Below are 12,129 nucleotides of genomic sequence, written 5' to 3'. Positions count from 1 at the left end.
CCTCCGACCTGCTCACCAGCAATACGGACAGTACCAAGACGCACCCCAACGACCTCGGTCACGAGGTGCTGGCATCCTACTTCAACAACGTGATCCGCTCCGTCGTTCTGCGGTCGAACACCATTTAAAGGACACGAACATGCCCGGTCTTCAGATCAAAATTCCCGGCTCCGGCTCTGCTTTCGCAGGATCAGCCCTTAGCCGTCTGTTCACCCCGCCTGACTTCAACAACTCGCTCTATGCGGGCTACCTGTTCGGCACGGACTATGGTGCCAACGCTGGGCTCAACGACATCACCGGCTTCTCGCGCACTGCGACGCTCGCGTCGGGCGCGATTGGGGCCAAGGGCATCCAATGCGGCAGTGGTGTCTCGGTCAATCTGCCGTTCCTCGATACCGACCTGTTCAACACCAACGGCGAGGCGACACAGATCGTTATTGCTCGGCCTCCCGGCGGTGCGGTGGTCACGGGATCGATCAGCGGAATAACATTGACCGTCGCCAGCGTGGCTTCAGGCAATCTCACCGTGGGTGCGGCAATCAGCGGCTCAGGCGTGACCGGCGGCACGACGATAACGGGCTTTGGCACTGGCACTGGCGGTACGGGCACCTATACGGTTTCCGCAAGCCAGACGGTCGCCAGCACGACGATTACCGCGACTCAGGCGCCGCAGCTTTTGTCTGGGTCGTATGGTTCGTCTTCGGGTGGTCGGTTCATTTCGGTCATGTCGATGGGTTCTGGTGCCACCAGCGCGTGGACCAAGGGCGATGCATCGACGATCAACACCACAACTGGTGCGGATTCCGGCGTCGGCACTGTGGCCCGCATGTACGCATCCGCGCACACCCGCACCTCAGCTTTTGCATACCTCGCTGGCACCGGACGCGCCAACCTGACGAACACCGCAACCGGCACTTCGAATAGCGCGCTGACAGGCCGCGCGATCAGGCTGGGCGATACCTTCGCCGATGGCACCTTCAACAACGGCGCACCGCTGATCCATGGCGCGCTCTACTACAATCGTGCGCTTACGGAGGCCAACCTCGACAGTGTGCGCGCGTGGCTGACAACGATCCTGGCTGGATACAGCGTGACGCTGTGATCGCCATCGATCCCGCCTCGATCACCATGACAGTCGAAGCCAAGCGCGCAGCTTGAGGAAAGGTGGCCGGACGCATCATGACCGAACAAAGCGAACTGAGCGCGCTGGCGCTTGGCAACCATGAAATTGTTGGCGGCGTCGTGGCCATTGTCGTCACGATAACCGCTTTCGTGCGCTGGCTGCTCGGCCTTGCCGGCGCGCGGCAGGATAAGCGGATCGCACTGCTCGAGGCGCGCGTGGCGCAGGCCGACAACCGCGCCATGGCGATCGCGCAAGTCGTGATGGCGCTCATCCCGGTGGTGGAAGCCAACCACCCCGATCACCCCGCGCTGCACGATGCCCGCGTGGTGCTGCGCAAAGCCTTCCCGGCCGACGCGCCGGATCATCCCGAAACCTGAAAGGGGCCATACCGATGAGCCTGATCGACCGCATCAACGCGGCCAGCGCCGCCGCGCGCCATTGGCTGCAGTACACCTCCATGCAAATGGGCGTCGCCTTCTCGGCATTCCTCGCGTGGATCGCTGCCTATCCCGATCAGTGGCAGCAGCTTGTAGCCCACCTTCCCGAACCGGTGCGCCCGGTGGTGATTGCCGGGGTCTCGCTCGCCGCGATCATCTGGGCCCGCACGCGCCAGCAGCCGGGCATCAAGCCAAAGGGGGCCGCCGATGGCCAGTAATCCGCCGCCGAAGCCCTCGCGCAAGAAGCAGGGCACCCTCGCCGCGCTGGTGGGCCTTGCCACCGCCGCGATGCTGTTCAGTAGAACTGCCCCTTGTCGTTCTTACGTCTGGGAGCCCTGAGCTTTCCGTATGGCCATGTGGCAGCCTCATCTACCGACCATCCAGCGGAGCGCCGTACGTTGTACGTGCGCGGAGGTATGCCGTTCTCTTCTGCAACTTCCGGGCCCGGTCTTCCGTCGCTGGTCAGCGCGACAAAGCGACGGTTTCGTGCTTGCGTCGTCGCTGTCGTCCAGCGACAATTCTGAGGGTAGTAGCCCTTGTTATTGTCGACACGATCAATCGTCAGATCGTCGCGGTAGCCGTTTTTCTGCGCCCAATCGCGGAAGGTCTCAAAGACGAGCCACGCGCTGCAAACCGATATTCCTCGTCCGCCGTAATCCTTATCTTCGGTATCCGCGCACCGCTTGCGCATGTTTACCCAGATCACATGAAGGCGGCTGCCAGACTGGCCGTGGCGTAAGTTCTTGGCCTTCGTCACTTCGTCTCGATGGCACCCGCAAGAGCGCGTTTTCCCAAACCGGAGGTCTGCGCCAATTACCGCGCGCTCAACACCGCAATCGCACCTGCAGAGCCAAAGAGCGCCGCCGCGCGGGGCGTTGCCAGCTTGTTTCAGTACCGTCCAACGTTGGAAGCGTTGCCCGGTCAAATCGATCAATCGAGGGTTTTTAGCCATGGCTTCACAATACAACGACAATGCTAAGAATGCAAAGTCTGCAACGGGAAAAATGGCGCTTGTGAGCATCGTAGGCGCTGCTGCTGCCGCCATTATGGTCCCGCTCGTCGCAGGATTTGAAGGAAAGCGGAACGATCCTTATGCCGACCTGATCGGCAAGATGACTGTCTGCTACGGCGAGACCCGCGTCGAAATGCGCCGCTATTCGAATGCTGAGTGTAATGACATGCTCGCCAATGGTCTGGCTGATTTCGCTGCGCCGGTGATCGCGCGGAATCCTGAGCTGAAGGGAAACGCACCTCAATTGGCTGCTGCTGTTTCGCTCGCCTACAATATCGGTATTTCGAACTACCGAAAATCCACCGTCGCGCGCCGATTCTCAGAAGGACGCTGGCGGCAGGCCTGCGATGCCTTCCTGTCGTGGTCCTATGCGGGCGGGCGTCAGGTGCAAGGCTTGCTCAATCGACGCCGTGAAGAACGCCAGCTTTGCCTGAGAGGCATCGCATGAGCGGCCTCACCCTGCGCCGCCAGCGCGAGCGCGCCGAATGCCTGAAGGACGCGGCATGACCTGGCTGTTCTGGATCGGCACCAAGCTGCTCAGCCTTGGCAAGTGGCTGCTTTTTGCCCTGCGTTGGATCACCGGCACTCGCGAGCGCATGATGGGCGCAGCAATCGTCCTTCTGTTGCTGACTCTGGCATGGTGGCAGACCGGCATCACGGCGCGCGACAGCACGATCGCCGCGCTGACGCTGGAACGCGACGGCTGGCGCAAGGCCGAGGAAACCACCCGCAAGTCGAACGACACGCTCACCGCCGCACTGCATGAGCAGAACGCCGCCGTCGAGGGACTGAAGGCAGAGGCCGACAAGCGCGTGCAGGCTGGTCAGGCGGCGCTCGACGCAGCGAAGGACCGCTCGGCGGTGCGCGAGAGCCTCGCCGCCCGGATCGATGCTCAGCGGGCTCCGGCGGGCGCTGCCGACGATTGCCGGACGAGCCCCGCCGTCATGGCTGCGAAGGGAGCGCTCTGATGCGCGCCATCCCTGTCGAGGACATCCGCAGCGATGAGGGGCAGCAGCCCGGCGCGATCGAACTGCGCCGTCTTGATGGCGAGGTCAAAGGTATCGCGTTTCGCTGCCCTTGCGGCTGCGGTTACGAAAGCTGGCTGCCGATCAAGCCTGACGAGCGCGGCTGGCAGTGGAACGGCAACGCCGAAACGCCGACACTTACGCCGTCCATCCTTCAGAGCGGCCTACCCTGCAAGTGGCATGGTTACCTTACCGCAGGAGAGTTCGTCTCATGTTGATGCGCCGCCTGATCCCATTCGCCGCACTGGCCCTCGCCGGTTGCGCGCATCCCCCGCCGCCGGCAATTGAAGTCCGCACCGAGCGAGTGGAAATCCCCGTACCCGTACCCTGCATCAAGGCCAGCGACGTGCCCGCCGTGCCGCCGCGCGTGGGCGACAAGCTGACGGGCGATGCGAGAAGCGATGCGGATCTGCTCGCCGCCGATGCGCTGCGGCTGCGCTCGGCGCTGGATCAGGCGCTGGCGCTGATTTCGGGGTGTGTGGAGCGCTGATCAGTTGATCGGCTCTCCCGGCTGAAACTCATCGCGAAAAAACGCACCGCACTTGCTGCAATGCGTTCCCGCCGCCAGCCTGCCGTACGGCGTGTCCACCGGCTCTTGGCGCGCTAGGATACAGCCGCCCCGGCATTTCGTGTCGAAGTTCAGACTGTTCAGACTGTTCACCGACATGTTGGTCTGTCGAACACTCAGCGAGGTGACGATTTGGAATGGGTCGGTCATGTCAGGTATCTCCATGCGATAAGCGCGCCATAGGCAACAATGAACGCGAACAAGAGTCGCTCAATGCGTTCGCCCCAGCCCATCACTTCACCCCCAGCGCAGAGAGGGCGGCGCGGTAATAGTTGCTTGGCGACCTCATCCATCGCCTTGCAGACAATTCGCAGCCCATCATCATGGTAATGCCATTTGCCTGCCCCACGTGGGTGGCACGGCGCCTGCAACCGCAATGACATCTGCGACGACTGCTGCTTGGTGCCATCATCACGGTTCGCCGATCTGTGAGGGCATTGGCACTGATCATGCGCTCCGCTCCTTGAGATAGGCGGCGACGGATTGGCCAAGAGGGGTAAGGCTCCACCGTAGGAAAGGTCCAGTGCGCTGGACCAGACCTTTGCGGGCAAGGTGATTACGGACGCCGGTCAGAGCCGCGTGGTTCCACAACTGGCAGGCATGGTCATCCAACAGCAATTCCCGCTGCGCCGCCGTCAGCTTCGCCGCGATCTCGGCAATCTGGGGGTTAGTCACGAGAGCCACCCCTGCGCCTGCATTTCGATGGACAAGCGGCCAAGAAACTCCAAAGCCTCGTCCTTGCCGAAGATCAGGCCAATATCGCTCGGCATGTCGGCCAGCATAAATGCAACGGCAATTTCGCCGCCAGCTTGGCCTATGCGATAGCCATCGGCGGATATGCACATGCGATCACTGTCATCGTTTTGAGCGTGTGGATCAGTCGCCATTTCTCATTCCTTCCTAAAACTCGATCTCACCAGGCACCCAGTCGAACCAGTCAAAGCCTAGCTCGCGCAGGCAGAAGTCGCGGATGCGGGCGGGGATCATGGGCGGCTCCAAGTCCAGCGTAGCCAACAACGGCGCGATGTAATTAGGTCAATCCGATCAAGGCGAATGTAGTCCCATGCATCTGGGTTACCTTTTGCGGAAAGCCCGATCAAATCATTGCCATTCGTTCGGCGAATTAGATCTGCGGCAACAAAGCGGTGCTTTTGGCCGGAAGCCAGATGCACGGTGAAAAGCCATTTGCGGCGAGGTAGCCTCACGCCCCACCCCCATTGCTATCGGAAGGGGTTCGGCGGGCCATGCTCACGCCGCAGTGGAAGCAGTTGTTTAGCCCTTCCTCCATGCTGGTATCAACATGGTGGCGGCCATCGGGCGACTGCGCGCAATCGGTGCCCTGCGGCTTCGGTATGGCCAGGGTGATGCCCTCGCCCCTCATGCGCTCCATGATCAGCCGGGCGGCAACGCGCGGGGTCCAGTCCATGTCCACGCTGTCGCTGATGGCCTCCTCGAGCCAGTCTTCAATCTCTTGTTCGGTCATGACCTTGGTCCTCTCTGGATCTGGTACGGAAACAGCGCGAGCTGGTAGCCCTCGCCGGAGTGCAGCGTGTCGAGCATGAGGCACTCGGGGCAGCGGCAGCGCAGCGGATCCTCGGCCGGCGCCACAACGGGCGGTGCCCACGGCCGTGCGCGGTACGGATCGATCGCCGCCGGCACCGCAGCGCTGCGCAAGGCTCGCGCCATGGAGCGTGCGAGGCGAGCGCCGCGGATCACACCGGGCGTTCCATCAGGCGCAGAGGATGCTTCTGGCGCGCAACTATGTGTGAGAACTGACCGCACCCATAGGCAAACGCCTCTTCCGCCTCAGGCCAACCGAAGCCGCGCACATAGATGCCGGAGTTGCTAGCGCCGCGGCTGTCGCCCGATCGATCCCACCAGTAGAAGGCGTACCAGAACGAAAGGCCGCCGCAGGTCCAGAAGACGTTGCCGTCGCACACATCAGGGCGCCGGCCGTTCTTCAGTAGGCCACCGTCGAGCAGCGCGTCTGACCACGGGAAGCCGGGTAAGTCGCGGCGCGCGTCGTAAATCCGCCGACCGGTCGGGAAATACAGGAAGTGCCCGGGCCGATCCCAGAATCCGAAATACAGTGCCTGCCGGCCCTGCTCTTTCCCCTTGCGGATCGCAGCTTTGAGGGGGGTCTCCGATGCCGCTGCGATACCATTTTCAGGTGAGACACTTGCCTCGGGACGCCGCAGGATTCCGTCGGGCGTCGAAGCAGGTGAGACATTCCTAGGTGATTGATTTTCCTGAGTTGTTGTTGATCTACTCAGGGAGCCACCTTCTCGAAAATTCGGATTTCGCCGCAGCGCCTTGTGTCGGCGCCGTGCGGTGCGTTCCAACACTTTGCCCCACATCTGTAGGGAAGTGTCAGGACGGCCGGCTCATCGGAACCATGGCTTTCCCAGTGTAGCGTCCCGCCGCGACAATCCGGTCAATCGCAGCTCGCCAATGGCACATCTTCCGCCTGATCTGCACCAAGACGCCTGCCGAGCGCCTGTCGGTAGCGTTCCAGGAAGCCATGCTTGGGCTGGCTGACGAACCACGTGCGGCGGATATCCCAGTTTTTGACCCAGTTCCTGTAGAGTGCCGTGGTGTCATAGCCCGCTTCGCCGGGAAAAGGCGACATCTCGCAAGCGTAGGGACGGCCATTGGCGACCATGATGTCGACCCGGATGAAGTCAATTCCCGCAGAAAGTTCTGCTGCGGCCTTGGCGGCCTCGGCATAGCCGGCGGGAACCGCGAAATCGAGGGGAAGCCAGGCACGTCGATAAACACGTTCGTGCATGATCGATATGATGCGCTGACCGTCTTCGGTGAAATAGGCGATCCGTTCGTCGGCCGTCTTTTCCCCGACTGTGAGAACCCCGAAATCCACCTTTCCATCGCAACAAAAGAAGTTCAGATCGACGAGAGGGCCATCGAGATTGATGATCATCTCTTCGGCAAAGACTTTCTGCTCTGCTTTCGGCCAGTAACGTCCACCGTATTTTTCGGCCTGAGGTGCGCGGAGCCACTCGCCTATCAGGGTCTTGATTGATGCGACATCTACCGGATCGGTGTTGAGGAAGAGGTTCTGGTTACATCCGCTGTCCGCCTTGATGACGATTCCTGCGCGCAGGGCATCCAGCGGTAATTCGGAAACCGAATTCACCGACCATAATGTGCGGGCCGCAGCGAGCCCCGTTGCGCGTTTCATCATCCATTCCTTGGCAGCCATTTTGCGCCCAAAGAGATGAAACAGCGGGTTCTGGTCGAAGATGAGCCGCCAGGTGCGCTTTTCCCGAAACCGCTTTGGCACGGCTATGTTGGGAAGTGCCCTCTGTCGATAGGCAGTCCGTGCAATCCAGATCGGGTGTCGGACATAGATACTGAGGTTGATCACCAGCAGCGTGAAAAAGTCGCCGCAGGATTCCCAGAGATTTTTCATTGCACGTGATACTCGAAGTGACGAAAAGCTGGCCCACTTAGACGGCGGCGCCATGGCCTGCATCGTAAAATTTCCGCGATAACCCGTTCTAACCGCTGCACCTGCCGCGCGAGGCTTGCAGCCGTTCTCAATCAAGGCTTGCTCGGTCGTCCACAGAGCCGCATCGATGATTTTCAGATCTGAAAGACAGGTCGAAGGCCTACCTATCAGCCGCACTTGTGTCCTCACGAGACACTAATTTGCTGCTTCGCATTTGCCGGTTGACTGCACCGCGATTCGGGGGCCATTAACTTAAAAAAATCGGGCCGCTCAGAAATTCAATAAGCATGAATGCTTGCTTACCGAATTGGGGGTTCGATGACTGGCGTGTTGACTCGTTCGACCATAGCTTTTGTAGGCCTGTGCGCCTCAACTTCGGCTATGGCGCAATCACAAATTCCAACAGCTGCCGACACCGAGCAAACTTCGCAAGTTCACCAGATCGGCCGCGCTCAGATCGAGCAGAGCGTGCCGCCCAAGGATGTTCCGAAGAAAACGCAGATCAGGGTAGAGACGCGAGGCGCGATCACGGAATTGCCCTGCGCCCTTTCCGACTCCGACATTCCCGTGACGATTTCCTCGCTTGCGCTGGAAAAGCCCGATGGTTCGGCCCTGCCTGCCGAACTGGTCACGCTGCTCGCGGGCGTCGATGCGGACTTGCACGGCGAAGCCAAGCTGAGCGTGGTTTGCAAGATTCGGGACCGGATCAACGAACGTCTCGCCACCGCTGGTTACATCGCGCTGGCACAGATTCCGGCGCAGAAGATCACCGACGGTGTGCTGAAGATTCAGGTCGTTACCGCGCACATCATCGAAGTGCGCGTTGTTGGCGAACCCGGTCCTTTCCGCACGCAACTGGAAAAAGCGGTGGAGCGGATTCGTGCCATCGACCCGCTGAATCGGCGCGATGCTGTGCGCGAGCTCCTGCTTGTCGGCGACATTCCCGGCCTCGATGTGAACCTGACGCTCAGCTCAGCGAATGCTGCACCAGGCGAGATGATCGGGACCCTGAATGTCGCGACACAGAGCCATTCGCTTCTGGTCAATTTCCAGAACTACGGTTCGCATCAGCTTGGACGCTGGATCGGTTCGATCCGCGGCGAAGTCTATGGGCTGACCGGTCGCTCGGACCGGACCTACGTGGCGTTCTCGAACTCGAAGGATCTCAAGGAGATCCGAGTGCTGCAGGCAGGGCACGATTTCGCGCTCAATGATTCCGGCCTGCGGCTAGGCCTGCGCACGAGCCTGGCCTGGTCTCGCCCGAATATCAAGAATCTGGACTTGCGCTCCCGGTCGATCATCGGCGGCCTCGATATAAGCCAGTCGCTTGTCCGCAATCTCAAGCAGACGATCGTTGCGACGGGCGGCTTCGAAATGCTCGATCAGCGCGCACAGATCTTTGCAGCGGGTAGCCGAATCCCCTTCTCGCTCGACAAGATCCGGGTGCTGTTCGGGCGCGTGGACGGAGACTTCCGCTTCACCAACGGCGACACAGAATGGATGCATGCCACAGGTTCGCTCGAACTGCGCAAGGGCATCGGTATTCTTGGTGCGACGAAGATTGGTGCGGTCACCACAAAGGGAGCCCCATCGCGTCTATTCGGCAATCCGCAGGCTTTCGTGATCAAGGGCGAAGCGAACCTCGATATTCATCCGGTCGGCGCCTTCCATCTCGGCCTCAACGGTTTCGGCCAGTGGTCCAACGACCCGCTTCTGAACCTCGAAGAATTCTCGCTCGGCAACTACACCCGCGGCCGCGGCTATGATCCGGGCTCGAGCGGCGGCGACCGTGCCTATGGGTTTACGGCGGAACCGCGCGTTGTCCTGCCGATTCCCAAGGTCCGGGTTGAAGCTTCGGCCTTCTACGACTGGGTCCACGTCCAGAACATCGACCCCGGCACCGCGATCCCCAACCAGACCCTGCGCTCCGTCGGCGGCGGACTGCGCTTCGTGCTGCCACAGCGCCTGGTGATCGACGTGACCTTCGCCCATCCGCTCGACAAGCTTTTGCCGTCGGACAAGTCCAGGCCATCGAACCGGGTGCTTGTCTCGCTCACGTCCAAGTTCTTTTGAAGGGGAGCGGCATCATGACCCTCGTCCATAATCCGCGCCTTTCGGCCTCGGGCCGCGCCCGCCGCTTTGCCCTGCTCACGTCCACCGCGCTTGTCGGAGTCAGCCTTAACCTTGCCACCCCCGCGCTGGCACAAACACTGCCGATCCCGACAGGGCTCGAGGTGGTCGCCGGCAGCGGCGAATGGAACAATGGCGGTGCCAAGATCACCACCCCCGCAGCCGACCTGCGGACCGTGGACCTGCTCGCCAAGAGCAGGATCATCGATTTCACCAGCTTCAATATCGACAACGCCACGGTGAACTACATCTCGACCGGCGGCGGCGCGAACCTCGTTGCGGCCAATCGCGTGGTCGGCTCGGGCGCTTCCACCATCACCAGCACCGGCAAGATCACGGCGGACCCGAATATCTCGGTCTGGCTGATCAATCAGGATGGTATCACTTTCAACGGTACTGCCACGCTCACCAGCGGCAGCCTGATGCTGTCGACGCTTGGTTTCACGAGCACCGTCAATCCCGCTTTCCGGACTGCGTTCGAGACAACAGCCAACACGGCCGCCATCTCGTTTTCGGGTTCCAGCACGAACCCGATCACGATCGGCGGCGCAGGTCTGAGCGTCTCCGGATCGATCGTGGTTGTTGGGCAGGACATCACCAACAACGCTTCCGTCACATCGACTGGTGGGTCGGTCGTGATGATCGCGGGCAGCGATGTGACGTTCACCGCCGGTTTCGGCAACCCCCTGAGCTTCACGGTCAACGCCGGTACGGATCTCGGCCAGGCTGCTGTCAACATCAACAAGAACGTGACCGGGCAATCCGTGCTGATTGCCGGTGGCCTCAAGACGAACCTGACCGCAGCACTGCTGAACGTTGACGCCAATGCCAAGCTTACCGCCTCGGTAGCCGGCGGGACGGTCACGCTTGCCACTGCCACGACGACGGTGGGGACAAATACGGCCACCATCACCAATGGCACCAATGCGGCGCCCTCGATCCTGGTGAACGGCAGCCTCGCCGCGACCGGCTCGAGCGCAGACGTCATCGTCAATTCGGCGGCCGGCGTTACGCTGGCCAATGCCGTCACCGCAGGGCGCGATTTCAAGGCGACGGGCACGACCGTCACGCTCGGCGCAGCCGCCACTACGGTAAACCAGAGCGCGGGCCGGAACGTCACGATCAACGCGACGACCGACGACATCACAGGTCTGGGTACTCTCTCGCTCAAGTCTGACACGGGCGGCACGGGCGCTGCCGATCTTGTCCTTAAGGCTGACGCGGGTGAAGTCGATTTCGGCGCGAACACGCTGCTGCAGGCCGGCCTCACTGGAGCGGATCCGCTCAAGCGCAGCATGGTGCGCGTCACCAGCGGCCCGGCGATCACACTAGGCGATGTGATCGCATCCGGGCTGGTTTCGGGCGCCGGAACCGCGCTTGAGGCGGCCGATGCGATCACCACGGGCGACGTCACTGTCGATCAGGCGCTGACCATCACGTCCACCGGCGGTTCGATTTCCACCGGCAAGCTGTCCGTGGGCAATGCAGATGCGGCGGTCCTGCTCTCGGCAGCCGGCGCCGACAGCGACATTTTCGCCTCCGACACGATCGCGACCAACGGCGGCAACGTGCTGCTTTCTGCCGAGAACGACATCTCGATCGGCGACGTGACGACGGTCCTTGCCGGACCGGGAACCCCGACCGGCTCGATCGGCCTGCTGGCTGGAGGCGCGATTACGGGCGGCAAGCTCAATGCCGGTGTCGATATTGCAGCCCGCGCGGGAGCAGGCGTGGATATCGCCAAAGCCTTCGCCGGGGATGACATCGATCTTACGGCGCTGAGCGGTACGCTCACGCTGGACAGCAGCACCGCTAAGGGAACCGGCGCAGTCGATACGCGCGTAACCCTTACTGGTACGGCGGGTGCTAGCGGTTCGCTGGATGTGGTTTCCGGCGAAGATACACAGCTTGGCGAATCGACGATCCGGCTGCGTTCGGCTGCCGGCGATATCACCTCAGGAACCGGTCTCAGCGCCCTTGCCGGCGACGTGCTGGTCAATGCATCCCAGGATGTGAGCCTTGTCAGCGCCAATGCAACCGGCGGCAGCGTGGCGGTGCGTGCGGGTCGAGATGTGACGCAAGCGACCTCGTTGACGTCGAACAGCGAGGATGTGACGGTGGGCGCGGGGCGCAATGCCACGCTCGGGACGGTCAAGGCGCTCGATGATATCGACCTCGATATCACCGGTTCGCTGAACTTCACCAAGTTGACCCTGACGGGCGGCACGGACGGCACGCGCTTTGCCGATGTGACCTCAGGCAGCGCCGGGGCCGTGGCCGGCCTATCCTTCACCACCCCCGATGCCGCCGCGCTGGCCGGTGCCAATGTCGTGCGCATCAAGGCCGGATCAGTCGGCACGCCGGG

16 protein-coding genes are annotated in these 12,129 nt (G+C 61.8%); 9 read left to right on the top strand and 7 right to left on the bottom strand.

The window, feature by feature from the left end:
• Positions 1-139 precede the first annotated feature (139 nt).
• From Q0071_RS16785 to Q0071_RS16775, 3 genes are all read left to right on the top strand, one after another.
• A complete protein-coding gene (locus Q0071_RS16785; RefSeq protein WP_298172085.1) occupies positions 140-1,102 on the top strand; it encodes a hypothetical protein in 963 nt (320 codons plus the stop codon).
• 77 nt (positions 1,103-1,179) lie between these two features.
• Entirely contained in the window at positions 1,180-1,500 is a 321-nt protein-coding gene (locus tag Q0071_RS16780; RefSeq protein ID WP_298172083.1) for a hypothetical protein, read from the top strand.
• A 14-nt stretch (positions 1,501-1,514) separates the two neighbouring features.
• The gene (locus Q0071_RS16775; RefSeq protein WP_298172080.1) at positions 1,515-1,778 is read left to right on the top strand and encodes a hypothetical protein; all 264 of its coding nucleotides are present in this window, start codon (positions 1,515-1,517) and stop codon (positions 1,776-1,778) included.
• A gap of 77 nt (positions 1,779-1,855) precedes the next feature.
• Here the strand turns inward: Q0071_RS16775 and Q0071_RS16770 are convergent, their stop codons facing one another.
• A complete protein-coding gene (locus Q0071_RS16770) occupies positions 1,856-2,317 on the bottom strand; it encodes a hypothetical protein (RefSeq protein ID WP_298172077.1) in 462 nt (153 codons plus the stop codon).
• Between the two features lie 193 nt (positions 2,318-2,510).
• Between Q0071_RS16770 and Q0071_RS16765 the strand changes: the two genes are divergently transcribed.
• The 4 genes from Q0071_RS16765 to Q0071_RS16750 are packed head-to-tail and all read left to right on the top strand — an operon-like array spanning position 2,511 to position 4,087.
• Positions 2,511-3,020, top strand: coding sequence for a lysozyme (locus Q0071_RS16765; protein ID WP_298172074.1), 510 nt, complete (start codon positions 2,511-2,513; stop codon positions 3,018-3,020).
• 55 nt (positions 3,021-3,075) lie between these two features.
• Positions 3,076-3,540 carry a hypothetical protein gene (locus tag Q0071_RS16760; RefSeq protein ID WP_298172071.1) on the top strand — a complete coding sequence of 155 codons (465 nt, stop codon included), beginning with the start codon at positions 3,076-3,078 and terminating at the stop codon, positions 3,538-3,540.
• Complete coding sequence (locus tag Q0071_RS16755) at positions 3,540-3,815, top strand: DUF6527 family protein (RefSeq protein WP_298172068.1); 276 nt, start codon at positions 3,540-3,542, stop codon at positions 3,813-3,815. The genes Q0071_RS16760 and Q0071_RS16755 overlap by 1 nt, the downstream gene beginning before the upstream one ends.
• Positions 3,809-4,087 (top strand): hypothetical protein, encoded by a 279-nt coding sequence (locus Q0071_RS16750; RefSeq protein WP_298172065.1) that lies wholly within the window; start codon positions 3,809-3,811, stop codon positions 4,085-4,087. Before Q0071_RS16755 ends, Q0071_RS16750 begins: the two co-directional genes overlap by 7 nt.
• On the opposite strand, the gene Q0071_RS16745 is transcribed toward Q0071_RS16750, so the two are convergent.
• The 6 genes from Q0071_RS16745 to Q0071_RS16720 all read right to left on the bottom strand — a co-directional run bounded on the left by Q0071_RS16745 (position 4,088) and on the right by Q0071_RS16720 (position 7,811).
• A complete protein-coding gene (locus Q0071_RS16745) occupies positions 4,088-4,315 on the bottom strand; it encodes a hypothetical protein (RefSeq protein ID WP_298172062.1) in 228 nt (75 codons plus the stop codon).
• Positions 4,316-4,612: 297 nt separating this feature from the next.
• The gene (locus Q0071_RS16740) at positions 4,613-4,840 is read right to left on the bottom strand and encodes a hypothetical protein (RefSeq protein WP_298172059.1); all 228 of its coding nucleotides are present in this window, start codon (positions 4,838-4,840) and stop codon (positions 4,613-4,615) included.
• Positions 4,837-5,052 (bottom strand): hypothetical protein, encoded by a 216-nt coding sequence (locus Q0071_RS16735; RefSeq protein ID WP_298172056.1) that lies wholly within the window; start codon positions 5,050-5,052, stop codon positions 4,837-4,839. Before Q0071_RS16735 ends, Q0071_RS16740 begins: the two co-directional genes overlap by 4 nt.
• Positions 5,053-5,366: 314 nt before the next feature.
• The gene (locus Q0071_RS16730) at positions 5,367-5,648 is read right to left on the bottom strand and encodes a hypothetical protein (protein ID WP_298172053.1); all 282 of its coding nucleotides are present in this window, start codon (positions 5,646-5,648) and stop codon (positions 5,367-5,369) included.
• Between the two features lie 229 nt (positions 5,649-5,877).
• Positions 5,878-6,522: a hypothetical protein gene (locus Q0071_RS16725; protein WP_298172051.1), complete on the bottom strand. Its 645-nt coding sequence runs from the start codon at positions 6,520-6,522 to the stop codon at positions 5,878-5,880.
• A gap of 77 nt (positions 6,523-6,599) precedes the next feature.
• On the bottom strand, positions 6,600-7,811 hold the full coding sequence (locus Q0071_RS16720; protein ID WP_298172048.1) for an ATP-grasp fold amidoligase family protein: 1,212 nt from the start codon (positions 7,809-7,811) through the stop codon (positions 6,600-6,602).
• Positions 7,812-8,015: 204 nt separating this feature from the next.
• Between Q0071_RS16720 and Q0071_RS16715 the strand changes: the two genes are divergently transcribed.
• Both Q0071_RS16715 and Q0071_RS16710 read left to right on the top strand, forming a co-directional pair.
• Entirely contained in the window at positions 8,016-9,707 is a 1,692-nt protein-coding gene (locus Q0071_RS16715) for a ShlB/FhaC/HecB family hemolysin secretion/activation protein (protein ID WP_298172045.1), read from the top strand.
• 14 nt (positions 9,708-9,721) lie between these two features.
• Positions 9,722-12,129: filamentous hemagglutinin N-terminal domain-containing protein (locus Q0071_RS16710; RefSeq protein WP_298172042.1), on the top strand; the 2,408-nt coding region annotated here is incomplete at its 3' end.

It is taken from the genome of Novosphingobium sp. (genome assembly GCF_027486195.1).
In the GTDB taxonomy this organism is placed as follows: Bacteria; Pseudomonadota; Alphaproteobacteria; order Sphingomonadales; family Sphingomonadaceae; genus Novosphingobium.
This window is presented reverse-complemented; position numbering and strand designations above follow the sequence as displayed.

Bases quoted from the DNA above. Each gene is read 5' to 3' on its own strand.
- Q0071_RS16785 (WP_298172085.1), top strand. From the start codon at position 140: ATGCCCGGTCTTCAGATCAAAATTCCCGGCTCCGGCTCTGCTTTCGCA.
- Q0071_RS16780 (WP_298172083.1), top strand. From the start codon at position 1,180: ATGACCGAACAAAGCGAACTGAGCGCGCTGGCGCTTGGCAACCATGAA.
- Q0071_RS16775 (WP_298172080.1), top strand. From the start codon at position 1,515: ATGAGCCTGATCGACCGCATCAACGCGGCCAGCGCCGCCGCGCGCCAT.
- Q0071_RS16765 (WP_298172074.1), top strand. From the start codon at position 2,511: ATGGCTTCACAATACAACGACAATGCTAAGAATGCAAAGTCTGCAACG.
- Q0071_RS16760 (WP_298172071.1), top strand. From the start codon at position 3,076: ATGACCTGGCTGTTCTGGATCGGCACCAAGCTGCTCAGCCTTGGCAAG.
- Q0071_RS16755 (WP_298172068.1), top strand. From the start codon at position 3,540: ATGCGCGCCATCCCTGTCGAGGACATCCGCAGCGATGAGGGGCAGCAG.
- Q0071_RS16750 (WP_298172065.1), top strand. From the start codon at position 3,809: ATGTTGATGCGCCGCCTGATCCCATTCGCCGCACTGGCCCTCGCCGGT.
- Q0071_RS16745 (WP_298172062.1), bottom strand. From the start codon at position 4,315: ATGACCGACCCATTCCAAATCGTCACCTCGCTGAGTGTTCGACAGACC.
- Q0071_RS16735 (WP_298172056.1), bottom strand. From the start codon at position 5,052: ATGGCGACTGATCCACACGCTCAAAACGATGACAGTGATCGCATGTGC.
- Q0071_RS16730 (WP_298172053.1), bottom strand. From the start codon at position 5,648: ATGACCGAACAAGAGATTGAAGACTGGCTCGAGGAGGCCATCAGCGAC.
- Q0071_RS16725 (WP_298172051.1), bottom strand. From the start codon at position 6,522: ATGTGGGGCAAAGTGTTGGAACGCACCGCACGGCGCCGACACAAGGCG.
- Q0071_RS16715 (WP_298172045.1), top strand. From the start codon at position 8,016: ATGGCGCAATCACAAATTCCAACAGCTGCCGACACCGAGCAAACTTCG.